The organism is Neotamlana laminarinivorans (assembly GCF_020523925.1).
GTDB classification, from domain to species: domain Bacteria; phylum Bacteroidota; class Bacteroidia; order Flavobacteriales; family Flavobacteriaceae; genus Neotamlana; species Neotamlana laminarinivorans.
Genome location: NZ_JAJAPW010000003.1, coordinates 450,583 through 476,041, shown reverse-complemented (window position 1 = coordinate 476,041; position 25,459 = coordinate 450,583). Strand labels below are relative to the sequence as shown.

The window sequence follows — 25,459 nt, the reverse complement described above, 5'->3', positions numbered from 1 at the left end:
AGTTTTTTAAAAATCTATATTTAAAGACAGGTTGGGTGTAAACTCTAAACCGTATTTATCTAGAACCTCAACAGATTGCTTATCTTCAGATAAAGTATAATAGCGGTTTAAAATATTTTCCCTGTTTGTTATATTTATCATACCAAAAGCTATTTTAACTCTTAATCGTTCCTCGAAATTAAATTGGTAACTTATAGTGCTATCAAATCGTAAATAATTTGATAAACGCTCGGTGTTAGGCGTATTGTAATTAATGGTATTAAACACACCTAGGTTTATTGGTTGTTCGTTGTTAATAGTTGTAAAAGGTTTTCCCGAATAATACTCCATTCCTAGGGCTAAATTAAAGGCTTTGTATTTATAATTTACACCAGAAATTACCCGATTTCGTATGTCGTTATTGTTGTAAAACACCGATGGCGCTAAACTTTTAAATTCATATTTATTTACGCCATAATTGTAACTTATCCAGGTATTAAAATTTCTAGTTTTAAAATTATAGTGGGCTTGAAATCCGTTTATTATATATTTACCGAATTGATTTTCAAATTGATGTAAATTTTGAAACCCTTGATTACTCGTCGTTATTCCATTTACTTTTTTATGATAAACGCCGGCGCTTAAATTACTTTTATTCGTTTTTAGGTTAACCGTTACATCTATTTGATTGCTTTTTTGAATTGGAGAAACGGTATTGTTCGCCATAGTCCATCGTCGTTTTTCTATGCCTAAAAAGTTATTTTCTAAATCTACTATTTGAGATAAATTTTGAGTTTTTCGTTCACCTCGTAATTGCACATTAAATTGAGGTGAAAACTTATATGTAAAATAAAAACGAGGTTCTATCTGATTACTGTTTAAAAACTCGTAATACGCATTATGTAACACAAACGCCGCATCTATTTTATTTTTTTGATAATTAACAGCAGCAAACACATTGTAAATACTATTATTTTGATGCTTTTTTGATATAAACAATGAGTTAAAATTGGTTGTATTATTTACCACCAATAAATAATCGTAAGCAAAACCTAAACTGTAATTAAAACCAGATGCAAAGTTTTTAGAAGTGTATTCTAGTAAACTTTCGTAATTCGCAATACTGTTATACTCGTTACTTGCAATATCTTTAGATAATAAAAAATTGCTTCCTTCCATAATATGTTTAGAGTAGTTAAAGGAAGTTTTTATTTGACTTTTGTTAGCAAAATAATGTTCCCAATTTGCGCCTAGTGCCATATTATTTTGCTCTAAATCACTTTTTTTAGAATTTACATTTTGCACATCTTCTTCGGTGTAAGACAAATGGTTTTTTAAGTAAATACCGTTAACGTTAAGGGTATTTTTGTCATTTAATTTATAGGTATATTGAAATTGAACATCATAAAATCTGAAGTTTTCTTGATTTGTAATATCATCATTCTGCAAAGCATTTTCAGAATCTACAAAAGACGATTGAAACACTTTTTTTGAATATTTTAAATAGGTTTGCGATTTCCAGAACTCGGTTGTAGATTTTCTTCCAGATAATTGAATTTCAGATTTTTTAGAAATAGGCACTTTTAAATACGCATCTTGACTTAAAAAGTTTATTCCTAAACCTCCTGATGTTTTTTTAGAAATTTCCGAATTATGCTCTAAGCTAATAACGCCGCTCGTATTATTACCATATCGTGCTGGCGTAGCGTTGTCATACAAATTTATACTGGAAATTAAGTTTTCGTTAAAAGCAGAAATCAACCCAAAAAAATGATGGTTTTGGTATACTTTGATATTATTCCAAACAAATAAATTTTGATCTTGTGTTCCGCCTCGAATTATTAAATCGGCAACCGATTCGCTATTACTAACAACTTGCGGTAAATTTTCAATGCTTTTTATAACATCGTGCGATGTTTGTCCTGCTAAAAAGTTTATTTTATCTGGTTTTATCAAAAAACTGCCGTCATTGTTTTTATAAATACCATTAGTAAAATAGGAGTAAATAAATAACTCATCTAAGTTTTGCGTAATTCTTTCAAGCTCTATGTTGTTACCTTTTAAGCTATCTAAAACTATAGTTTGTTTCCCGTATTTTAAATGAGAAATTGTTATTTCTTCAGGAACTGTATTTTTAAAATGTAGTTCTCCATTGGCATTTGTAACCCAAGTGTTATTCGTTCCATAATCTGTAATAAAAACATCTGGTATGGGTGTTTTATAATCTGCATCAAAAAACAACAAATACTTCTTACCTGGTTTACTTATTACAATTTTAGTTGGGGTAACCAAGGTAAAATCTAACTGTAATTCTTTATGTAAAGCAGATAAATGATATTCTAAAGATTCCTTCTCATTAAAAAAACACACTTCGCAAGAGGTGTTTTTTATAAGTGTAGATTCGTAATTAAAATTCACTTTAAAATGATGCTCAATTTTTTTTAAATGAGTTTCAAGTAAGATGTGCTTTTTTTGAGAGAAACTAAAAACTGAAAACAATAAAATAATTACCGTAAACAGGGCTTTTTTATATATTACCATGTCTATTTACTCAAAAAAACAGTATTATTTTCAATACTATAATTTAAATTTAGAGACTTACACAATACTTTTAAAACGGTTTCTAAATCATCAGAATAATTATAACTTCCTGTATATTTTAGCAATACAATTTCACTGTTTTGGTCTGTATTAAATGTTACATTGTAGTGCAAGCTAATATCTGCAAGCACTTCATTTAAATTCGTATTATTAAATACAGACTCCTTGTTAATCCAATTGGGTTTATTAATGTGTTTTATTTGTTTTTTATTTTCTTCGGAAGAGAACACATCGCTCGCTTTTAAAACAGTTAAAGTATTATTGTAATTAACAGAAACTGAACCTTCGAAGCAATGCACTTCAAAAAAATGATCACGCTGTTTTACGTTGAATTTTGTACCTAAAACAGTGACAATACCTTCTGGCGTTTTTACGGTAAATGTTTTCCCTTTAGCAACTTCAAAATAAGCCTCTCCGCTTAAGGTGATATCTCTAGAGTTTTCCCAATCTTTATTGTGAGTTATTTCAGACTTTGCATTTAACCAAACCAAAGATTGATCTGGTAATGAAAATTCAATAGATTCGCCTATATCTGTATTATAAGCAGTTGGTTTTAATGAAACATAGTAAAACAAAGAAAAACATATTAAAATAGAAGCTGCAATTGAAACCGGAATCCATTTTTTGTACAACGGAATCACCTTTTTATTTTTAATATTTTTTTGATTATTAATGTTGTTTAACACTTTTTCTTTATCAAAAGCAATCCCTTCAGAATCCTCAAACAATTCTATAACTGTTTTATGCTTTTGATATTCTTCAGACTTTTTAAACAATTCTGCTTCATTAGAAGACATTTCATTATTTAAAAACTTATGAATATTTATTTTTTTATTTTCTTCCATAGCCTAATTCATACTTTTATAACGGATAACAATTAAAAAACCCTCTAATTAAAATCGTTTTTTACTAATTTCTAATTCTTCTTGTAAAAACTCTAAGGCGTTATAAATGCGTTTTTCTATAGCTTTTACGGTAGTATCAAGAAGTTCTGCAATTTCTTTATACTTTTTTTTCTCAATTCTATTTAATAAAAAAGGCACTCTATATTTCTCTGGCATTTTGGCTAGCGCCAAGTTTAGCGTTTTATGAAACTCTTTTTCCTCTAAAATAAACATAGGCGTTTCTTGCTCAACAGTATTGCTCACGTTATTATTGGCATACTTGTTAACCGTTTGCTTATTTCTAAAAGCATCAATAATTTTATTTTTTGCTATGGTGTATAGGTAAGATTTTGCCTTTTCAACAGGCACTTTACTACAGTTTTTCCATAGTGTTATGTAGGCCTCTTGCACAGCATCTTCGGCGAGTTGTTTATCGTGATAATTAAACACTAAAAAATTGAAAATGGCTTTTGAGTGTTTATTAAAAGTAGTGTTAAAATTAAATTCTTCACAAATTGATTGACTTGTGAATGATTTGGTTGAATCCATTTATTTAATGTTGAGCAAATATAACGTTTGATTTAAACACTTTTATGTAACAAAAAATACAGTGTTTAATATGAAACGGATGTAAACTAAAAAACCCTCTAAAAAAACTTTTTTATTTACAATTTGTAATGAATTCCTTTTCTACTCGCTTACTTTTCCTTGAAAAACACTCACTTTAGAGCTAAATGGATTTCCTGAAGCACGGCGCAACGTAACTAATTGTCCACAATGCCACATGGCATCAGCAATTGGGCCATTAATTAAATTCCAAAACGGAAACCTATTATTATCGTAAACCGAAAGATCTTCGGAAGCTCTTAAAATATCTGAAGCCATTTTTATGTTTAGAAGTGCTTGATTACGCATGGCATCGTAAGTTTTTAACTTACTAATATCAACCAATTCATCAGAAGTAATATTTTTTAGAAGAAATACCGAAAGCGATAAAATATGCTCTATGGTTTCTAAACTTGTTCGTCCTGTTTCTGAAGCTTTATAATTTAAATCCTCTGGTCGTAAACCTTCGCTTGCCCAGTAAAACCTGAACCCTAAACCATCTACCAACCTTGAAGCTACTGAGCCAGCGGTGTATTGTTCGGCAGGTTCTGGGATTTGGTAATAGGGTAATTGTGTATTGCTTTGTGCCAAAATATGTAATGTAAAAAATAAAAAAGCAACTGTAAGGAGTCGCTTTTCTATTAAAATTCGTTTATTTCTTAATTTCACTGGTTTTAGTTATTGGGTTTACCCCGTATTTGTCGAATAAATATACTAATGCTGTCATGGTGGCAGCACCAAGTTCTAATTCACGTTTGTTAATAGCATCGAAAGTATCGTTACTGGCATGATGATGATCGAAGTATCGTTGGGAATCTGGACGCAAACCACACAATACATTACTTTCGGTTTTTAAAGGACCAACATCGGCACCACTTCCGCCCTTTTCAAAAAAATGAATTAAGTATGGCTTAAATAAATCTTTCCAACTTAATACCTGTGAAAAGGCGGCATCTGTACAATCGAAACTAAAACCACGCGGTGTGAATCCGCCTGCATCACTCTCTAAAGCAAATACATGGTTTTCATTTTTTTGTTTAGCCACTTCTGCATATTTTTTACCGCCACGAAGTCCGTTTTCCTCATTCATGAATAACACTACACGAATGCTGCGCTTTGGTTTTATTCCAGATTCTTTTAATAAACGTAACACATCCATGGATTGTACAACGCCTGCACCATCGTCGTGCGAACCATCTCCTAAATCCCAAGAATCTAAATGCCCGCCAACAATCATGTATTCATTTGGGAATTCGCTTCCTGTAATTTCACCAATAACGTTATAGGATTGTACATCGGGCAATTGCTTGCAACTTTGTTTAAAATAAAAATTAATGTTTTTATTTAGGGTTAGCATTGTGCTTAACAATTCGGCATCGTTAGTACTTATTGCTGCAGAAGGTATACGTTTTTCTACAGGTAAATCGCCATAAGTCATACTACCGGTGTGTGGTAAATCGTCTAACCTTAAATTCATAGAACGTACAATAACACCAATAGCTCCATATTTTGAAGCTTCTAGCGCTCCTTTGTAACGTTGGTTAACACAACCACCATATGCTTGAAAGGTTTGTATTAGTTCTGCTTCCATTGGGCGGTTGTAAAATACAATTTTTCCTTCTATATTTTCTTTTCCTAAAGCTTTTAATTCTTCGAAGTTTTTTACTTCAACTACATTGGCTTTTAAGCCTAAGGCAGGTGTTGCCACAGAGCCTCCTAAGGCACAAATATTTACATCTGTAGTTTTACCAGGTTGACTCTCGATATAGGCATACTCTTTTGAGCCACGAACCCAACGTGGTACCATTACAGGTTGTAACCATACTTTATCTAACCCTAATTTTTCTAGTTCTTCTTTAGTATACTTTACAGCTTTTTCTGCACCTAAAGACCCTGACAAACGACTACCTATTTGGTTTGATAAATGATTTAACCAATCGTAACTTTTACCGTTGGTTAACGATTGCGTATAAATGGTTCTTAAAACGGATTTATCTTCTTGTGAAACGCCTAAAAATGAAGCTAAAACTAGTGCGAGTAGGGTTATTTTTTTCATGTGTATGGTTAAAATTAGGTTTTAAAGATACTATGTTATTAAAAATTTTAAAATGTGACAAGCCATAAATTTATGTTAAGAAACGATACTTGCAAACATGGCCGCGTTAACGATTGCAGCGGTATCCTTTATGCTTATTATTATTGTTAAAAAAACACATACCCTTATAATAGGCTAATAGATTTTGACATTCTTACCTTTTTTAAGCATAAAGATATAGCGGAAAGCGTGTTAAAACGCCCCGAAAAAATTACTCGTTATTTAACTGATCTTTATAGGCTTTTAAGTTAGCTTTTACTTTATCGTTTAGTTCTGGCTCAACAATATCGGTGTATTTCATGAGTTCGTCGTAAATGGTCTTTGCTACGATATAACGCGCTGTTGGCTTATCGTCGGCAGGTACAATGTACCATGGTGCGTGTGGTTTTGAGGTACGGTTTATGGCCTCTTCGTAGCATGCTTGATATGTATCCCAAAGTTTACGCTCTTTTAAATCGCCTGGTGAAAATTTCCAGTTTTTCTCCTGTTTTTCTAAACGACGAAGTAATCTGTTTTTTTGTTCGTCTTTAGATAAGTTTAAAAAGAATTTAAAAATTATGGTACCATTTTCGGCAATGTGCTTTTCAAAGTTATTAATTTGCTCGAAACGCTTATCCCAAAAGGCTTCGTTAACATCTTCTACTGAATTTATATCGGGTAAGTTTTCGCCTAAAATGTATTCTGGATGTACGCGGGTTACCAAAACATTTTCGTAATGTGTACGGTTAAATACTCCAAATTTACCACGCTGAGGAAGTGCTATGTAATGGCGCCATAAATAATCGTGGCCCAACTCTAGTTCTGTAGGCACCTTAAAACTTTGCACTTCAATACCACGAACATTAAAGTCTTTAAACACTTCGCGTATTAGACTGTCTTTTCCCGCTGTATCCATACCTTGCAAACATACTAAAACAGCGTATTTATTATGCGCATACATGGTATTTTGCCAATCGCCTAGTTTTTCGCGTACCTTTTTTAGTTGTTTTTTAGCATCGTCTATTTCTACTTTGGTTTTATAATCTTTTAACGAAATTTGATTTGTTACTTTATATTCTTGCATTTTGATTTATGAATTTTCTGAAATTTTCTTGTATTTACTCGTTTAAATTACAACATTTTTAATTTATAAAGATTTTAAAGCTTAAAAAAACGTATTTATATATTCAATTAATATATTTGTCTTTGGTATAGCCCCAAACTATAAAAACTTAAACATCATGAAAAAAAATTACCTATTAGTTATTTTTCTAACTCTTCAAGCCCTTTCATTTTCACAAAGTAAATGTGAAGATGCTAATGCTTATTTATTAAATGCCTACGGACATGTAAAAGATTCGTATGAAGCCAACAATATTAGTCACTTAAAATATTACGCCAATCGTACTGTAGAGTCTTTGGAATTAACTCAAGAAAATTTAAAAGGTTGCGATTGTGATAAAGTTTTAGAACTTGTAATTAAAACTAAAGAATTTTTAGAGAAAGTTGATACTCAAGAAACTTATGAAGATGGCCGTTTTTATGTAAAACGTGGTAAAGAAAGCTGCCAGGAAACTGTAACCGCTTTTGATGAATGTACTTATAGAAAATCTCAAGAACAAGATGGTTTGTCTGGAGATACCATAACCGAAAGTGCTGAGCTTAGCGATTTAGAAAACGAACAATTAAAACTTAAACAACAACAAGAAGCCTTAATGCAAAAAGAGGCAGAAATAAAACAAAAACTTGCTGAACAACAGGCTAAACAATTAGCTTTAAAGAAAAAACAATTGGTTACTGCTTACGAGAGTGCTTTAACTAAAAATATTGAAGCTTACAATTTATCGTTAAAGGCTTGTGGTAGTAAAAGTAATCTGTTACCAGACGTATCAAAAAATGTTTTTAACAGCTCAATTTCAGAAATTAAAAGTTACTATAACCAAAAATTAAAAACTTTGGCTACTTCTTACTTAGAAAAACTTGATTCATGTGCTAGCGCTGAATAAGTTTCTGTAATATAAACATATAAAAAAGTCCACTTAGAAACTTAGTTTTTAAGTGGACTTTTTTATTACTTACTGGCGAAGGCTTTTACATCTTTTTCACTTACCTCTGCCCCTCCAAGAATAATTAAACGCTCTACAACGTTTCTTAACTCCCTGATGTTACCAGTCCAGTCGTAATCTTGTAGAAGTTTTATAGCCTTATCTGAAAATGATTTTTGAGCTGTTCCTTGCTCTGAAGCTATTTTACTTGTAAAATGATTAATTAACAATGGAATATCGGCTCGTCTATCGTTTAAAGCTGGTACTTTTATGAGTATTACAGCTAAACGGTGATATAAATCTTCTCGAAATTTACCATCGGCAATTTCCTTTTTTAAATCTTTGTTAGTCGCGGCAACTACTCGAACATCTACTTTAATATCTTTATCGCTACCCACACGTTGAATTCTGCTTTCTTGTAAAGCACGAAGTACTTTAGCTTGGGCAGGAAGGCTCATATCTCCAATTTCATCTAAAAAAATTGTTCCGCCATTAGCCGCTTCAAATTTACCTGCACGATCTTTATTGGCACTGGTAAAAGCACCTTTTACATGCCCAAATAATTCGCTTTCTATAAGTTCGCTTGGTATGGCCGCACAGTTTACTTCTATCATGGCTCCTTTTGCTCTATCGCTTTTTTGGTGTAGCCAGTGTGCTACTAACTCTTTACCGGTTCCATTAGGGCCTGTAATTAATACGCGAGCATCGGTTGGCGCCACCTTATCTATAATATCTTTTATTTGAGCAATTTCGGGGCTGTCCCCAATCATTTCATATTTTTTACTTACTTTTTTCTTAAGAATTTTGTTTTCTACAACTAATTCTTTTCGGTCTAAAGCATTACGAACCGTATTTAAAAGTCTGTTTAAATCTGGTGGTTTTGAAATATAATCAAAAGCTCCTAAACGCATGGTATTTACAGCTGTATCTAAATCACCATGACCAGAAATCATTACCATAGGTGTTTCTGGTTTTATTTTTTTTGTAGCTTCTAAGACCTCAACACCATCCATTTTAGGCATCTTAATATCGCATAACACCAAATCGAAATCATCATTTTTTATTTTTTCTACCCCTGCAAGACCATCTTCGGCTTCTTCTACTTTGTATGTATCATTTTCTTCAGAAAGTATTTTAACTAAAACGCGGCGTATTGCAGCTTCATCTTCTATTACTAGTATTTTTGGCATTTTAAAACTTATATTTAATTCCTGTTCTTAAATAGAATGCATTTCTATCGTCTAATTTATAAATTTCGTCTCTATTATCGTTTCTAAGTACGTTATTTAATCTAAAAGAATATCCAGAATACATGTATCCCATAATATGTTCTGTAAAAAAGTATTGGTAGCCAGCACCACCAACCATTACGGATAATGATATATGATCTACCTCTTGACCATTAACTATTGTTGGCCTTTGTAAATGTGCTAAGTAGCCATCGAGACCTACAAAGGACAATAATACATGTTTGTTGTTAATATTGTATTTTAAACTGGATTTTGGAACCCCTAAATTATATTCCCAATGTTCGTTTATCTCTCTGGTGTAACTAATAAAAGGCAATGGAAATGGTAGTCCTGTGGTTGCATTATAGGTTAACCCCAACACCAAACGGTAAGGGTGTTTTAAACTTGTATCGTCCATTCTGTCTGTTACAAAATAAACACCACCGTTAATAAAAATATCGTCGTTTGTTATACTTCTTGTTAATGTAGAAGCTATTCTTGGATTAACTTTAAATCCAAAACGCCAATTTTCGTTCCATTTAAATGTGTAACCTAAATTAAAATCAATTATATGAATTGTATTTAACCCTGAGGTTTCAAAAGGATAAGTATCTTCTAAATTTAATATTACTCGGTTATATTCTGCCCCAAAAACTAAATAATCGCTTTCTTTTATTTTTATTGGGTAATTAAATAATGCTCGCAACCTAGTGTATTGATCTTGAGATTTTGATTTTGGAATAAAAGAGTACTCCAACCTAAATAAATCTGTTAATTGTGCATTTGCTATACCTGATATAAAACCTATAAAAAATAAAACGAATATTGATTTATTTAGCATATAATATTTATGATTTTGAGTAATTATTTATTTAAGTTTTAATATAAACATCTCTTTGTGGAAATGGAATACTTATATTATTTTCTCTGAAAAGCTTATCAATTTCAAATCTGATATCACTTTTAGTAAAGCCTGCTTTAAAGCTATCTTGTACGGTAAACACTAACCTAAAGTTTAATGAGCTATCTGCAAATTCGGTAAACAACACAGATGGTTCTGGCGCACTTAAAACATCGGGATGTGTGCTTGCCGATTGTAACAATAGCTTTTTTACAAGCTCTAAATCGCTGCCATAAGCGACACCTACAGATACGGACTCACGTGTGATGGCTCCATTTTGAGTCCAGTTAAATAAGCTTTTTTCTAAATATAAGTGATTGGGTATTACCAAAACACGATTGTCTATAGTTACAGCTCTAGTTGTTCGTAATTTAATTTCTTCAATTCGGCCAATTTTTCCATCTAATTCAATAACATCTCCAACATGAACACTTTGATCTATTAAAATAAAAATACCCGAAATAATATCTTGAAACAAGGTTTGCAATGCTAAACCCACACCAATTAATAATGCCGCAGATGCTGCAAAAATAGCTGTTACATTAAAACCTATAGAATCTAAAACTACTAATAATACTATAATATATATAATCCAACGTGCGAACGAAAATACAGTATTAAACTTGACCTTATCGTCATAAGGCATTTTTCGAGTTATAAGTTTTTTTAAAAACCTTAAAAGATATGTTGTAGTAATAAGAACTATTGAAACTAGTAAAACATATTTTACTCTTAACACAATGGCGTGTGCTTCTTCGCCCGTGCCATAAGTGAAATCTAAAATTTTAAACTCTAGAAAGTTTACTATTTTTTCCCAAACACTGCTCTCGGTTATTTTTTCTTCTATTTTCTCTAAATCTTGAATCATTTAATACTTAATCCATTTTAAGAGTTCTTTGTAACTTGGTTTTTTTCCATACATTAAAATACCAACTCTATAAATTTTAGCAGCAAACCATACTGTAAGCATAAAAGTTGCTATTAAAATAAATAAGGACAAAACTTGCTGCCATATTGGAACACCAAAAGGTATGCGCATTAACATTACCACTGGTGAGGTTAATGGAATATACGAAAAAACTGTTGATATGGTTCCATGCGGATCTTCAATTACAGTAAATATGCCTATATAAACAGCCAATATTAGTGGCATAATAATTGGCATCATAAATTGTTGAGTATCTGTTTCATTATCTACAGCTGCACCAATAGCGGCGTATAAAGAACTGTAAAGTAAATAGCCTCCTATAAAAAAGAATACAAAAGCTATTATTAGGTTAATTAATGGCATATGGCTTAACCCTTCTTTTAAAGCTATGAAATAATTTTGAGCATCGTTGTTTTGTGCTGCCATTTCAACCAACTCTTGTTGCGGTGTAGATTGCATTAAATCTATACCAAGAACAAGAGAAACTACCGTCATTAACAAGCCTCCAAAGACCAACCAAATAACGAATTGCGTTATTCCTGCCAGCGAGGTCCCTATTATTTTACCAAGCATTAGTTGAACCGGCTTTACTGATGATATAATGACTTCAATTATACGGCTTGTTTTTTCCTCGATTACACTTCGCATAATCATGTTTCCGTAAATAATTATAAACATAAATAGCAAATAACCAGACGCCCCACCAAATATGAGTTTAATTACACTATCTACTTTCGATGTTTTTTCACCTTGAAAACTTTCTTGGGCCACATCTACCTGTATTTTAGATTCATTAATTAATGCCACATTTACCCCTTTATCCTGCAATACTTGATTGGTAAAATGTTTCTCTAATTTACTTTCAATTCCTGAAATTAAACTTAACGACGGAGACTCATCAGAATAAAACTTTACATGTTGCGAAACGTTATTTATGTCGTTAAATTTTTCTACATGTAATAAGCCATATGCAGAAGCCTCTTGAGTTAAAGTTTTGGCATCAGATAATTCCATGTTAGTTAACACATTATATGTTGTGTTATCGGTATTTTTAAAGGTATTGTTTAAATACCCAGATTGATCTAACACCATTATTGTGCGAACTTTATCATTGTTTAGTTGTGCTAGATAAGCCACTACAGATATCAAAACAATCATTATTATGGGACTTAAAATAGTCATAACTATAAACGCCTTATTTTTCACTTTAGTTAAATATTCGCGTTTTATTATAAGCGGTAAATGGTTCATTATTTAGTTGTTATTCTTAACGGTTTGAATAAAAATATCGTTTACACTAGGTATTAACTCCACAAAATGGGACACCTCGGCTTTTGTTGTTAAAAAGTTAAGTAACTCGTTAGGTTTTTCGGTTTCGCTTAACTTTATATTTAATTTAAGCTCGTTATCTAATGTTTTAAAATATGCCGGATTTACGGTAAATTTTTCTGCAAGTTCTTTTTCTAAAACCTCGTTATTTAATGTTCTTAAGCCTACCTCGAAGGTGTTGCTTTTAAATTTGCGCTTTACTTCGGTAAGTTTACCATCTAGTATTTTATTTGACTTGTTAATTAAAGCTATATCGTCACACAACTCTTCTACAGACTCCATACGGTGCGTAGAAAAAATTACCGTGGCACCGTTTTCTCTTAAATGTAAAATTTCATCTTTTATTAAATTGGCGTTAATAGGATCGAATCCCGAAAACGGCTCATCAAAAATTAATAACTTAGGATTATGCAATACGGTTACAACAAACTGTACTTTTTGAGCCATCCCTTTGGATAATTCTTGTATTTTTTTATTCCACCAATCTCCAATTTCTAATCTATCAAACCAATAGTTTAATCTTTTTTTAGCTTCTGCTTTACTTAACCCCTTAAGTTGGGCCAAGTACAATGCTTGTTCTCCTACTTTCATAGACTTATATAAACCGCGCTCTTCTGGCAAATAGCCTATGTCTTTAATATGATTTTCTTTTAAAGATTCACCATCTAAAATAACTGTACCTGTATCGGGCATCGTTATTTGATTTATTATTCGTATTAAGGTAGTTTTTCCTGCACCGTTTGGACCTAAAAGCCCAAAAATACTTCCTTTTGGAACTGTTAACGACACATTATTTAAAGCGGTAAAGCTTCCAAAATTTTTAGAGACGTTGTTAACTTCTAGTAAGTTACTCATTATTGTTTTTTAAATTTCTTATAGAGCATGTAAAGATATTAAATGTTACCCGAGAAGCTTAATACTTTCTAAATAAAACCAAATGGATATTGTATTTTTATTAAAGTATTAAAAAAACAAAACCCACCCTTAAAAAAATTAAGGATGGGAAAAAAATTGCTATGAAAAAGAAAAATTATCACTAATTTAATTAGTGATGTTCAAATATAGTTTTTTTTTCAATATATTGTAATAAAACAGCAAGATATCTTGATTGTTTAACAAAAAATCCGCTATTTTAAAGCGGATTTTTAATTTTTAAATTACTCGTTTACGAGAACATATCTTTTACTTTTTCAAAGAAAGACTTATCTGAACTTTCCGGTTTAGGCTCAAAATGCTCGTCTGCTAGCATGCCTTCAAAAAATTCTTTTTGTTGCTTGTTTAATGTTTTTGGAGTCCATACATTAACATGCACTAGCAAGTCTCCAGCCCCGTAACCGTTTATACTTGGTATACCTTTTCCGCGTAAGCGTAAAATTTTACCCGACTGCACACCAGCTTCTACTTTTATACGCACTTTTCCGGTAACGGTTTCAATTTCTTTTGAAGTACCCAGTACAGCTTCTGGGAAGCTTACATATAAATCGTAGTGTAAATTATCGCCTTCACGTTGTAATTTTTCATGTTGCTCTTCTTCAATAACAACAATTAAATCACCCGAAATGCCATTTCCTGGCGCTTCATTACCTTTACCCGAAACTTTAAGCTGCATACCATCTACAACACCAGCTGGAATTTTTATAGAAACGGTTTCTTCTGCAACTTTTAAACCTTGAGCATCTGCATCTGCTGGTTTTTTATCTATAGTTTGCCCTGAACCACCACAAACATTACATGGTGATGCGGTTTGCATTCTACCTAAAATAGTGTTTGCTATTCTGGTTACTTGCCCTGTTCCATTACAAGTAGAACAGGTTTTGTAACTTACCCCTGGGGCTTGTATTTTTCGTTTAACTTTTACTTTTTTCTCTACACCATTGGCTATTTCTTCAAGGTTAAGCTTTACACGAATGCGCAAATTGCTTCCCTTTACACGGCGTTGGCCGCCACCGCCACCAAAGCCAGAGAAACCACCTCCAAAACCTCCGCCGCCAAAAATATCTCCGAATTGGCTAAATATGTCATCCATATTCATGCCGCCTCCGCCGCCTCCGCCACCAAAGCCGCCTTCAAATGCTTGATGGCCAAATTGGTCGTAACGAGCTTTTTTATCGGCGTCACTTAACACCTCGTAAGCTTCAGCTGCTTCTTTAAATTTAGCTTCTGCTTCTTTATCGTCTGGGTTTTTGTCTGGGTGAAATTGAATTGCTTTTTTTCTGTAAGCTTTTTTAATTTCGGCCGCAGATGCGCCTTTGCTTAATCCTAATATTTCGTAGTAGTCTCTTTTTGCCATGTTTTGGTTTTATTGTCCTATTACCACTTTAGGGAAACGAATTACTTTTTCTCCTAATTTGTATCCCTTTTCTATAACGTCTATAATCTTACCTTTTAAATCATCGGTTGGCGCTGGAATTTGAGTGACAGCCTCATGATTATCTGCGTTAAAAACCTCTCCTTTTTCAACAGCAATAGCCTTTAAGCCTTTTTGCTCTAAGGTATTAACCATTTTTTGATAGATTAACAACACACCTTTTCTTAACTCTTCGGCCTCTTTGTCTTCTTCAATGTGTGTTAAAGCACGTTCAAAATCATCAAGAATTGGAAGTAATGTTTTCATAACACCTTCGCTAGCCGTAGAAAATAGCTCAATACGCTCCTTAGATGTTCTTTTTTTATAATTTTCAAATTCTGCAAATAAGCGTAAAAATTTATTCTTTTCTTCTTGCAGTTCTTCTTGAAGTTTTTCTTCAACAGTTTGCTCCTCTACCACTTGCTCTTCTGTGTTTTTTCCTTCTTCCTCAACCGTTTCATTTTCTGTAGCATTAACTGTTTCGTTTTCTAACTCTTCGTTTATATCTTTTTTGCTCATTGCTAAACTTAATTTTTAAATACTAACTTAGGTTGGCAAAAGTACTGCCATTATTATAAAAATGCCATAATGTCATAATCTTTTTAACAAAAATTTCATTTTATTAATTTCAAAATCAAAATACTTAATCTTACTTTTACATGATAAACTGAAAATCACTAATTATGAAAACCAATTTTATTAAACTTTTATTTGTTGCTTTTGTATCTGTAAGCTTATTTTCTTGTAAAGATAAAGCTAAAGAAGCCGAAACTTCTGCTGCTGAAGCTGTTATTGAAGCTGCTCCAGAAGCTACTACTTATAACGCCGATTTAAGTGCTTCAAAAATTGCCTGGAAAGGTTTTAAACCTACTGGCGAACATTATGGCTATATTTCTTTAACAGAAGGTGTTTTAAATACTACTGATGGTGAAATTGCTGGCGGAAGCTTTACTATTGATATGAAATCAATTATGGTTACTGACATTCCTGCTGAAGAAAAAGGAAATGCTAAATTAGTATCTCATTTATCGAATGAAGACTTTTTTGATGTTGAAAAATACCCAACCGCCACTTTTAAAATTACAGGTATAGAAAAACAAGAGGGAAAAACCTTGTTATCTGGAAATTTAACGCTTAAAGAAGCAACTAACAACGTTACTTTTCCTGTTACCGTAACCAATACTGGTGATGTTTTAACTCTGGAAAGCGAAACTTTCACCATAGACAGAACTAAATGGAACGTAGAATATGGTTCAAAATCTATATTTGATAATTTAGGTGATAAGTTTATTAATGATGATATTGAATTAAAAGTAAGCTTAAAAGCATCAAAATCTTAATAAAAACATTACCATAAATATTAAAAAACGCCTTACTAATTAGTAAGGCGTTTTTTTATAAATAAGTAACATTATAATAAAGTTATAGTAACAAGCCAATGCTTCGATTTCATGAATTTTATGCAAACAAAAAACAAACATGAAATTACAAAACAATAGCAGAAGAAGTTTTATACAAAAAACCTTAATGGCTGCCGGCGGCATAATGCTTGCTCCAAACTTTATTAGTTGCAAATCTGATGATGATATCAACTTTAATATTGACCCTACAAATTATGCGTTAGATTTTTTTACTGAAGGTATTGCAAGCTTCGATCCTACAAGTTCTAGTGTTATAATCTGGACACGCTACAGCGGAGCAACACATACCATTACATGGGAAGTTGCCACCGATGCCGAGTTTAATACTGTTATTAGAAATGGTGAAATTACCACCGATGCCTCAAGAGATTACACCATTGCCGTGCAATTAACCGAACTCGATGCTGACCAAAAACTGTATTACAGGTTTGCAAACACAATAGACAAAACCATATCTGCCGTTGGTGAAACCATTACATTACCAGATAATGCAAACTCATTAAAACTAGCCATTTGTTCTTGCTCGAACTATCAAGCTGGATTATTTAATGTTTACGATGCTATGGCAAACTCTGATGCCGATATTATTGTACATTTAGGTGATTATTTATATGAGTATGCTGCAGGCGGTTATGGCTCGAACGACGAAAATGCTTTTCTTGATCGCTTTCATGAACCAGCTACCGAAATTTTATCATTAGATGATTACAGAACTCGTTACAAACAGTACAGACAAGATGTTTCATTACAATTAGCCCATCAAAAAAAACCTTTTATTTGTGTTTGGGATGATCATGAAATTGCTAACGATGCGTATAAAAATGGAGCAGAAAACCATGATGACGCCACAGAGGGCAGCTACGAAGTTAGAAAAGCTCATGCACTACAGGCCTACAGCGAATTTTTACCATTTTCAAGGTTAGATGAAAATAACAACGAACTTATTTACCGTACATTTAATTTGGGTAACTTGGTTAACCTTGTTATGCTAGATACTCGAATTATTGGTCGAGATGAACAACTTGATATTTTCGATTTTTTTACAGCTACAGGGTTTGATGCTGCGGCTTACCAAACAGCCATAAGCGATACCAGCAGGAGCTTATTGGGCACAACACAACGCGACTGGTTAATTAATCAAATCACTTCAAGTTCGGCAAAATGGCAAGTATTAGGTCAGCAAGTATTAATGGGAAAAATGTATATTCCAGCCGAAATGCTATTAGCTTTTGGATCCTCTACTTTTAATGAAACATTAACCGAGCTTGTTACCATTAAGGTACGCATGCTAAACAACGACCCTACATTAACTGCGGAAGAAACTGCTCGTGTAACAACAGTATTACCCTATAACCTTGATGCTTGGGATGGTTATCCTGTTGAACGTGAAATTATTTATGCTGCTCTTGCCTATAAAAAAATTATTACACTCGCTGGCGATACTCATAATGCGTGGAGTAATACACTTTTTACAGAAGGTAATATTGACGTTGGAATAGAATTAGCAACATCTAGTGTTAGTTCTCCTGGTTTTGAAGGCTTTATTGGCACAGACCCTGAAGCCCTTGCTGGTTTTGAATACGCTTTAACTACCCTTGTAGATGGTTTAAATTATTTTGATGCTTCTAAACGTGGCTTTCTTTTAACAACCTACACGCAAAGCGAAGTCACCTCTGAATGGATTTTTGTAAACACCATTCTTTCAGAAACCTATACAACCGAGGTAGGGCATAGTATTACTTATGCATAAAAATTAAACTTTATAATAACTTAAAAAAAGCCACATAAAACTAATTGAAGTGTGGCTTTTTATTTATAACAAATCCACTAAAGCGGGCTCTAGGTAGTTAAATTTAAAGTTAAACCCTTTGTTTTCAATTTTTTTCGAGCTTACTCTCTGGCTATCAAAAAGTAAGACATGCATTTCACCTAGAACCAATTTCATAAAAAACTTAGGAATATTAGGCATAAAATAAGGAACTTCTAGTATTTTAGTTACTGTTTTAGTTAGTTCTCTATTTGTAACAGCATTAGGCGCAACAGCATTAAAAACACCTGTTAAATGGTATTTTAAAATATATAGAAATAATCTTGCTAAATCGGTAATATGAATCCATGACTGCCATTGTTTACCTGTACCAAAAGCAGCCGCTAAACCTATTTTTGCGGGTTTAATAATTTGTGGTAAAGCCCCTCCTTTTTCAGATAATACTAAACCTATACGTACTTTAGCCACAGCTATATCTAACTTTTTAAAAGCTTCTACTTCCTGTTCCCAAACATGAACCACTTTAGTTAAAAACGAATCTTCCGTATGGGTTTTATAATCTTCGTTATAATAATTTGTTTGCGAATCTGGGTAAACCCCAATAGCACTTGCAGATATTATTTGAGTTACACTATGCTCTATGTTTATAAGCGTATTGTAAATTAGTTCTGTTGATTTAACTCGGCTTTCTAAAATTTCTTTTTTGTAACTCTTCGTCCATCGCTTTGCTATAGTAGCTCCCGCTAAATGAATAATCACATCAACATTCTCGAAGCAATTTTCATCAATTTCACCCGTATTAGGGTTCCAATAAAACCCCTTGTAGTTTTCGTTATTTTCTATTTTAGATTTACTGGTAGTTAAATAACTGATTAAAATTTCTTTTTCGCGACAAAGTTTTACAATTTCGTTTCCCACCAAACCTGTTGCCCCTGTAATTAAAACTCGCATATCCTTTTTTTATAAAATTACAAAATTGCTAAAGGCTTAACTATGCTTTTAAAGAAGGTTTAACAGTTTATAAATGGAGATTATTAAAGTATAGAGACTAAATACCTTAAACATTCACAGCTCAAGTATACACTCTAATAAAGTTAATATTAGGAAAGGTTTAAGTTAATTTATAGCAAAAAGCTACATTTTTTTTGATTTTTATATTTAATACTTCATGAATTTAGCGTGAATGCTTCGTAGCCCTTAGCATTTAGCGCTTTCATGGTATTCGGCGTGAATGCTTCGTTGCCCTCAGCATTTCACGTTTTCCGGGAGGACCGGGAAGTTTTTCTACTAAAAAGCCTACCGCCTGCATCGCTCTGCGCACGCTTCCTTTTGCTGCATAAGTTACTAGAACACCATTATTTTTTAAAGCTTTATACATTTTTTGAAATATTGCTTCTGTCCACAATTCAGGTTGAACACGAGCTCCAAATGCATCAAAATAAATGATATTAAAGGCGTTTTCATATTCAATGGCATCAAAAAATTTTTCTTGCTTTACTAATGAAAAATATGGTGTAATGTCATGTTTTTCTTCCCAAGACACTTTATGTATTTCTTTAAAAATTTCTTCGGATTTCTGAATTTCTTGAGCATAATTAAGTTTTTCAACTTCATTTACCGCGACTGGATAACCTTCAACACCAAAATAATCTATTTTTAAGTTTAGTTTTTCAGCTTCAAAAAGGGTTATAAATGCATTTAAACCCGTGCCGAAACCTATTTCTAGGATAGAAACGGAGTTGTTTATGTTTTTATGCTCCTCGACTGCGCTTGGAGTGACACCATCTTCTTTTATGTAAAACTCGACTGCGCTCGGAGTGACATCTATAGGGTGAGATTCTGTAACGCGTTCAGAATGACAATATTTATCATGAAAGTAATTTAAGCCATATTTTATAAATACATGATAGGCTTCTTGTATGGCTCCATGTTTGGAATGGTATTGTTCGTTCCATTCTGGAATATGAATGGTTGTTGAACCATCGGCGGTTATTATAATTTCGCGTTTCAAAACTTACTATTGTACAACTAAAACGCCATCGGCTTCAAAAGACAATGTTTTTTTAGGCTCTGTAATTAAAGCTATTTCTTCTTCGGTTTTACCAGCATCTTTTGCATAATGTTGTTGTTCTTCAACAGAAATTTCGCTAACAAAAGCTTTTCCGTTTACTATAACATCTTTACCAGAAATATCTTTAGGCACAAAAAAACCATAGTCTTTAAATTTCACCATAACTTCTTCGTCGCCTTGTAAGTTTAAAGTCATCCAACAGCCTTTTGCCTGACAAACATCGGTTACTTTAGCTATCATTTTACTATTTATACTATCTCCAACTTGCATGGTTTGGTAGTGTTGTGCCATTGATTTACTAGATATGGCATCATCTGCAATAATTTCTTTTCCAAACGACGCATAAGTTACCTCTGGTATTTGGCTATCTTGTTTTGTTGTTTCTTCACTTTTATTCTTACAAGAAATTAACACTAAAACGCAAATTATTAATAGTCTAAAGTATGACATGTTATAAATTTTTCAATTTTATTTAATTTATGTAAAGATAGCGCTTTTTTAAAAACGTTTTTAACTAAATTTGTTATTCAAACTATTTAAGCTATGAACGCTATGACGAACGCAATAGAGGTTATAAAAACAAAAAACTCTAAAATAAACGAAGTAGATTTTAATAATTTAAAATTTGGAAGCGTATTCTCTGATCATATGTTAGAATGCGATTTTAAAGACGGTAAATGGCAAGCACCAAAGGTCGTGCCCTATGCGCCAATTAGCTTAGATCCTGCTTCTAAAATTTTCCATTACGGGCAATCGGTTTTTGAGGGTATGAAAGCCTACAAAGATGCCGATAGCAATATTTTATTGTTTCGCCCTTTAGATAACTTTAAGCGTTTAAACATATCATCAAAACGTTTAGCCATTCCTGAGTTACCAGAAGATTATTTTATGGATGGTTTAAAAACGCTTTTAGAGGTTGATGAAGCTTGGATACCAACCCAAGATGGTAGTTCGCTTTACATTAGGCCTTTTGTTTTTGCTTCAGGTGTAGGTTTTCATGCATCACCAGCTAACGAATACAAATTTATTATAGCCACAGCTCCTTCAGGTTCTTATTTCTCTGGTGAAGTTCGTGTATTAATTGAAGAAAAGTATTCACGTTCTGCCAATGGTGGTGTTGGTTACGCTAAAGCTGGTGGTAATTATGCTGGACAATTTTACCCAACACAACTAGCTGTAGAAAAAGGTTACCAACAGGTTATTTGGACAGACGATAACACCCACGAATACATTGAAGAAGCTGGCGCCATGAATATATTTGTTCGTATTAACGACACTTTAATTACTGGTCCTACAAGCGACCGTATTTTAGATGGGATTACGCGTAAAAGTATTATTGAATTGGCTAAAGCTGAAAATATAAGCGTTGAAGTAAGACCACTTAAAGTAGCCGAAGTTGTTGAAGCTGCTAAAAATGGCAATTTAAAAGAAATGTTTGGCGCAGGTACAGCTGCGGTTATTTCGCCTATTTCTGGTTTTGGCTATAAAGGTGAAGATTACAATTTACCTAAACTAGACACTACCTATGCTAGCTTTTTAAAGAAACGCATCACCGATATACAAACCAATAAAAGTGAAGATCCTTTTGGTTGGAGAGTACAAGTTAAATAATGAAAAAAGCAGCTAAATTAGCTGCTTTTTTTATACTCTTTGTTTTTTGAAATGCTGAAACCAGTTCAGCATGACAATATGTTCCCTTTTACTTTTCTAAAATGGCTTTAATATTAGGTTTAAAGTAATTAGGGCCTTTTAGCACTTTACCATCTTCTCGATAAATAGGTTCGCCATTTTCTCCTAATTTACTCATATTACTATTTTGAATTTCTGCAAAAACCTCTTCTATTTTATGTTGCATACCGTGCTCAATTATAGTACCGCATAAAATGTACAACATATCTCCCAAGGCATCGGCAACCTCAACTAAATCGTTATTTTCTGCAGCTTCAAGATACTCTTCGTTCTCCTCTTTCATTAAATTAAAACGCAAGGTATTTTTAGACTTACCTAAGTTGGCTTTTGGGGTTTCTCTGTGTCCTATTTTAAACGCAGTATGAAATGCCTTTACTGCTTCTATTTTATCTTTCATAAATAATTTTAATTTTTCACTTCCGCTAAGGCGGAAATCTCATCTTGTTTTATTTAAATTTGCATAAAAATATTGTATGTTTAGTAAAGGCCAAATTGTTTTCGGAATTTTATTTTTTATTGTATTCGCAATTATTATTGGGTACCAATATCGAAAAGATTTAAAAATACATAAACGCTTTTACAAAGGCAGCTTATGGATTCTTCTGGCTTTTATTGCTTTTATTGGCTTAATATCGGCCATTAAGTTTTTATTATAACAGTTATAATAAAAACTTAAATTTTAACGCAACCTTTTTCAAACTTTCACATCTAAGTGTAAGAACCAATCAGAAAAAGAACATATATGAAAGTTTTATTAATCATTAGTCTACTATTAATAATAAATTTACTACTGCTATTATTTAGCGTTAACAAAAAAACGAGGCCATAACCATAAAATATAAGTTCGTTTTATTTATTTCCTAAAAATATAGGGTACTCTGTAACATATTTATAATTTGATTATATTTGAGATATTTAACTCTCAATCCCTATATAAATGAAAGCCCTAAAGTACCTTTTATTTTTATTTTTAATTGCAATAATTGGTGTTGCTATATATATTGCTGTGCAACCCAATACCTTTAGTTTTTCCAGAAGCAGAGTAATTAAAGCACCTGCAGCACTACTATTTAACAAAGTTAACAACTTTAAAACGTGGCCAGATTTTTCTCCTTGGATTGAACTAGAGCCTGAAGCCACATTAACTTATGGAGATACCACTACTGGTGTTAATGCCAGTTACGCTTGGAATGGTGCTATTTTAGGTGAAGGCAACATGAAAACTTTACATGTTGAAGCAAACAAAAGCATTACCCAAAAAATAAACTTTATAAAACCTTTTGAATCTCAATCTGATATTAATTGGACCTTCGAAAACACCAATGAAGGTACCAAGGTTACTTGGGCCATGAGCGGCAAACAAGATTTTATGACCAAAATGTACACCACCTTTGCGGGTTCTATTGAAGAAAACACATCTAAAGACTTCGATCGTGGTTTATTTAAATTAGATAGTATTGCTACAGCAGAAATGAAAAAATACAGCATTAAGGTAGATGGTATTACTCAACATGGTGGTGGTTATTATCTATACAACACCACATCTTGTAAGATCGATGAAATTGAAACCAAAATGCAAAGTATGCTGCCAAAAGTGAGTGCTTTTGCATTTAAAAACAATATAAAAATGGCAGGTGCTCCTTTTGTTTACTATCACAAATGGGACGAAAAAAATGGTACAGCCATGTTTTCATGTTGTATTCCAACCAGCGAACGTGTTATAACAACAGATAGCGCTATTCTAACAGGACAACTGGAACCTTTTAACGCTGTTAAAACCACATTAAAAGGCGATTACAAAAACTTAAAAGAAGCTTGGAAAACCGCTATGACTTACATTCCAGAAAACAATTTAGAATTTGTTGAAAATGGTCCCATGTTAGAAGTTTACCAAACCGATCCTACCAACACACCAAACCCTGCAGACTGGATTACTCAAATATATATAGCAGTAAAACCCGTAAATTAAACCATGAAACAACTTTTACTAGTTTTTTTAGGTGGCGGTGCAGGTAGCGTACTACGTTTTTTAATTGGGAAACAATTTAATAATACCCAAACCGGAATTCCATACGGCACATTTGCAGCAAATATTTTAGGCAGTTTTTTAATAGGTTTAATTTTAGGTTACGCTTTAAAAAACAATAGCCTCTCGCAAAACCAAACACTACTTTTAGCAACCGGGTTCTGTGGTGGCTTTACCACCTTTTCTACCTTTGCTTACGAAAACCACATATTTTTAAAATCAGGCGATTTTTTAACCTTTGCTATTTATACCATAGCCAGTTTTGTTTTAGGTTTTTTAGCTGTGTTTTTAGGTATGTTTCTCGTAAAATAAAATGTACCACATGCAACTGAAAAATTGCTAATTGAACCTTACTAAAAAACTTTTAAAAAAAGTGTAACACATTTGTAATTTCTACTACATATAAGTAACTAAACCATCAATTTGAAAACCGAACTCGAACATAGTTTTGTAGAATTACTTGAACAACATCAAAATATTGCGCATAAAATTTGCAGGTTATACACCAATAATTACGATGCACACAACGATTTATTTCAAGAAATAACCATACAACTCTGGAAAGCCTATCCTAAATTTCGGGGCGACTCAAAATTTAGCACCTGGATGTATCGTGTAGCATTAAACACCGCGATTACACTTTACAGAAAATCTAAAAGACAGGTTACAACACAAGATTATAGCGGTGTTGAGTTTAAAATAAAAGCAGAAGATTATGATGATACCGAAGAACAACAATTAAAAACCCTATATAAAGCCGTACATAAACTAAACGACATAGAAAAAGCTCTTGTTTTCTTATACCTAGAAGATAAAGATTACAGAGAAATAAGCCAAACTTTAGGTATTAGCGAAGTAAATGCTAGAGTGAAAATGAACCGAATAAAAACCAAGCTAAAAGCTATACTAAATCCGTAAAAACCTATGGATGAATTAGATTTATTAAAGAAAAGTTGGAACACCACCCAACCCGAACATAAAAAACTATCGGTAAACGATATTTACCCCATGCTGCACAAAAAATCGTCTTCTATTGTAAAGACCTTATTTTATGTAAGCATTGCCGAACTTGTATTCTGGATTATCCTTAATGCCATTCCTTTATTTTATTCCGATGAGTATAAAAAAAAGTTAGAAACTCTTTACCAAAATGACACCATACTTACCGTGTTAACCTTTGTAAGTTATGGTATAATTATATTATTTATCTATTTGCTTTATAAAGCTTATAAGTCTATTTCTGTTACAGATTCTGCTAAAAAACTTATGGAAAGCATAATTAAAACCAGAAGAGTAATTAAATATTACGTGCTTTATAACCTAATAATGGCCGCTGTTTCATTTAGCATTGGGCTTTATTATGCCATACATAACGATTCTAACATCTCACAAAATATTGCCAACTTACAAACTACTCAGCTCGTTATAATGTATTCTATTTTTGTAATAGTAACCCTATTATTTATTGGTATAATCTGGTTATTTTACAAACTTATTTACGGCCTTTTATTAAAACGTTTAAACCGAAATTACAACGAATTAAAACAGCTAGAAGATTAAA

Annotated in this window: 25 protein-coding genes; 8 read left to right on the top strand and 17 right to left on the bottom strand. The window is 32.6% G+C overall.

What is annotated here, in order from left to right; translation table 11 throughout:
* Positions 1-6 precede the first annotated feature (6 nt).
* From LG649_RS08795 to LG649_RS08770, 6 genes are all read right to left on the bottom strand, one after another.
* Positions 7-2,520: a TonB-dependent receptor plug domain-containing protein gene (locus LG649_RS08795; RefSeq protein WP_226543414.1), complete on the bottom strand. Its 2,514-nt coding sequence runs from the start codon at positions 2,518-2,520 to the stop codon at positions 7-9.
* Positions 2,521-2,522: 2 nt separating this feature from the next.
* Positions 2,523-3,425: a FecR family protein gene (locus tag LG649_RS08790; RefSeq protein ID WP_226543412.1), complete on the bottom strand. Its 903-nt coding sequence runs from the start codon at positions 3,423-3,425 to the stop codon at positions 2,523-2,525.
* Positions 3,426-3,473: 48 nt separating this feature from the next.
* Positions 3,474-4,013 (bottom strand): RNA polymerase sigma factor, encoded by a 540-nt coding sequence (locus LG649_RS08785; RefSeq protein ID WP_226543411.1) that lies wholly within the window; start codon positions 4,011-4,013, stop codon positions 3,474-3,476.
* A gap of 141 nt (positions 4,014-4,154) precedes the next feature.
* Entirely contained in the window at positions 4,155-4,739 is a 585-nt protein-coding gene (locus LG649_RS08780; protein WP_226543409.1) for a hypothetical protein, read from the bottom strand.
* Positions 4,723-6,126, bottom strand: a complete 1,404-nt coding sequence (locus tag LG649_RS08775) for a M20/M25/M40 family metallo-hydrolase (protein WP_226543407.1) — start codon at positions 6,124-6,126, stop codon at positions 4,723-4,725. The genes LG649_RS08780 and LG649_RS08775 overlap by 17 nt, the downstream gene beginning before the upstream one ends.
* Before the next feature lie 250 nt (positions 6,127-6,376).
* Positions 6,377-7,228: a PPK2 family polyphosphate kinase gene (locus LG649_RS08770; protein ID WP_226543405.1), complete on the bottom strand. Its 852-nt coding sequence runs from the start codon at positions 7,226-7,228 to the stop codon at positions 6,377-6,379.
* Between the two features lie 157 nt (positions 7,229-7,385).
* Here LG649_RS08770 and LG649_RS08765 point away from each other — a divergent pair, with 157 nt between their 5' ends.
* Positions 7,386-8,150, top strand: coding sequence for a hypothetical protein (locus tag LG649_RS08765; RefSeq protein WP_226543403.1), 765 nt, complete (start codon positions 7,386-7,388; stop codon positions 8,148-8,150).
* A 65-nt stretch (positions 8,151-8,215) separates the two neighbouring features.
* On the opposite strand, the gene LG649_RS08760 is transcribed toward LG649_RS08765, so the two are convergent.
* From LG649_RS08760 to LG649_RS08730, 7 genes are all read right to left on the bottom strand, one after another.
* Positions 8,216-9,379, bottom strand: a complete 1,164-nt coding sequence (locus tag LG649_RS08760) for a sigma-54-dependent transcriptional regulator (protein ID WP_226543401.1) — start codon at positions 9,377-9,379, stop codon at positions 8,216-8,218.
* A 1-nt stretch (position 9,380) separates the two neighbouring features.
* Positions 9,381-10,259 carry a DUF6268 family outer membrane beta-barrel protein gene (locus tag LG649_RS08755; RefSeq protein ID WP_226543399.1) on the bottom strand — a complete coding sequence of 293 codons (879 nt, stop codon included), beginning with the start codon at positions 10,257-10,259 and terminating at the stop codon, positions 9,381-9,383.
* A gap of 31 nt (positions 10,260-10,290) precedes the next feature.
* Complete coding sequence (locus LG649_RS08750) at positions 10,291-11,187, bottom strand: mechanosensitive ion channel family protein (RefSeq protein ID WP_226543397.1); 897 nt, start codon at positions 11,185-11,187, stop codon at positions 10,291-10,293.
* Positions 11,188-12,498, bottom strand: a complete 1,311-nt coding sequence (locus tag LG649_RS08745; protein WP_226543395.1) for an ABC transporter permease — start codon at positions 12,496-12,498, stop codon at positions 11,188-11,190.
* A 3-nt stretch (positions 12,499-12,501) separates the two neighbouring features.
* Positions 12,502-13,431, bottom strand: a complete 930-nt coding sequence (locus tag LG649_RS08740) for an ABC transporter ATP-binding protein (protein ID WP_226543394.1) — start codon at positions 13,429-13,431, stop codon at positions 12,502-12,504.
* A 310-nt stretch (positions 13,432-13,741) separates the two neighbouring features.
* Complete coding sequence (gene dnaJ, locus LG649_RS08735; protein WP_226543392.1) at positions 13,742-14,866, bottom strand: molecular chaperone DnaJ; 1,125 nt, start codon at positions 14,864-14,866, stop codon at positions 13,742-13,744.
* Positions 14,867-14,875: 9 nt separating this feature from the next.
* Positions 14,876-15,442: a nucleotide exchange factor GrpE gene (locus LG649_RS08730; RefSeq protein WP_226543390.1), complete on the bottom strand. Its 567-nt coding sequence runs from the start codon at positions 15,440-15,442 to the stop codon at positions 14,876-14,878.
* 164 nt (positions 15,443-15,606) lie between these two features.
* Here LG649_RS08730 and LG649_RS08725 point away from each other — a divergent pair, with 164 nt between their 5' ends.
* Both LG649_RS08725 and LG649_RS08720 read left to right on the top strand, forming a co-directional pair.
* A complete protein-coding gene (locus LG649_RS08725) occupies positions 15,607-16,263 on the top strand; it encodes a YceI family protein (protein WP_226543388.1) in 657 nt (218 codons plus the stop codon).
* A gap of 139 nt (positions 16,264-16,402) precedes the next feature.
* Entirely contained in the window at positions 16,403-18,094 is a 1,692-nt protein-coding gene (locus LG649_RS08720; RefSeq protein ID WP_226543387.1) for an alkaline phosphatase D family protein, read from the top strand.
* A 63-nt stretch (positions 18,095-18,157) separates the two neighbouring features.
* On the opposite strand, the gene LG649_RS08715 is transcribed toward LG649_RS08720, so the two are convergent.
* The 3 genes from LG649_RS08715 to LG649_RS08705 form a co-directional block, all read right to left on the bottom strand.
* Positions 18,158-19,063: a TIGR01777 family oxidoreductase gene (locus tag LG649_RS08715; RefSeq protein WP_226543385.1), complete on the bottom strand. Its 906-nt coding sequence runs from the start codon at positions 19,061-19,063 to the stop codon at positions 18,158-18,160.
* Positions 19,064-19,325: 262 nt separating this feature from the next.
* On the bottom strand, positions 19,326-20,123 hold the full coding sequence (gene mnmD, locus LG649_RS08710; RefSeq protein ID WP_226543383.1) for a tRNA (5-methylaminomethyl-2-thiouridine)(34)-methyltransferase MnmD: 798 nt from the start codon (positions 20,121-20,123) through the stop codon (positions 19,326-19,328).
* A 6-nt stretch (positions 20,124-20,129) separates the two neighbouring features.
* A complete protein-coding gene (locus tag LG649_RS08705; RefSeq protein ID WP_226543381.1) occupies positions 20,130-20,633 on the bottom strand; it encodes a DUF4920 domain-containing protein in 504 nt (167 codons plus the stop codon).
* Positions 20,634-20,735: 102 nt separating this feature from the next.
* Between LG649_RS08705 and LG649_RS08700 the strand changes: the two genes are divergently transcribed.
* On the top strand, positions 20,736-21,794 hold the full coding sequence (locus tag LG649_RS08700; protein WP_226543379.1) for a branched-chain amino acid aminotransferase: 1,059 nt from the start codon (positions 20,736-20,738) through the stop codon (positions 21,792-21,794).
* Positions 21,795-21,882: 88 nt separating this feature from the next.
* Here LG649_RS08700 and LG649_RS08695 read toward each other — a convergent pair whose 3' ends face one another.
* A complete protein-coding gene (locus LG649_RS08695) occupies positions 21,883-22,269 on the bottom strand; it encodes a nucleoside triphosphate pyrophosphohydrolase family protein (protein ID WP_226543377.1) in 387 nt (128 codons plus the stop codon).
* Positions 22,270-22,809: 540 nt separating this feature from the next.
* On the opposite strand from LG649_RS08695, the gene LG649_RS08685 reads away from it, so the two are divergent.
* From LG649_RS08685 to LG649_RS08670, 4 genes are all read left to right on the top strand, one after another.
* On the top strand, positions 22,810-23,841 hold the full coding sequence (locus tag LG649_RS08685) for an SRPBCC family protein (RefSeq protein WP_226543374.1): 1,032 nt from the start codon (positions 22,810-22,812) through the stop codon (positions 23,839-23,841).
* Positions 23,842-23,844: 3 nt separating this feature from the next.
* Positions 23,845-24,210, top strand: coding sequence for a fluoride efflux transporter CrcB (gene crcB, locus LG649_RS08680; RefSeq protein ID WP_226543372.1), 366 nt, complete (start codon positions 23,845-23,847; stop codon positions 24,208-24,210).
* Between the two features lie 111 nt (positions 24,211-24,321).
* Positions 24,322-24,816 carry an RNA polymerase sigma factor gene (locus LG649_RS08675; RefSeq protein WP_226543370.1) on the top strand — a complete coding sequence of 165 codons (495 nt, stop codon included), beginning with the start codon at positions 24,322-24,324 and terminating at the stop codon, positions 24,814-24,816.
* A gap of 6 nt (positions 24,817-24,822) precedes the next feature.
* The gene (locus LG649_RS08670; RefSeq protein WP_226543369.1) at positions 24,823-25,458 is read left to right on the top strand and encodes a hypothetical protein; all 636 of its coding nucleotides are present in this window, start codon (positions 24,823-24,825) and stop codon (positions 25,456-25,458) included.
* Position 25,459: the final 1 nt, after the last annotated feature.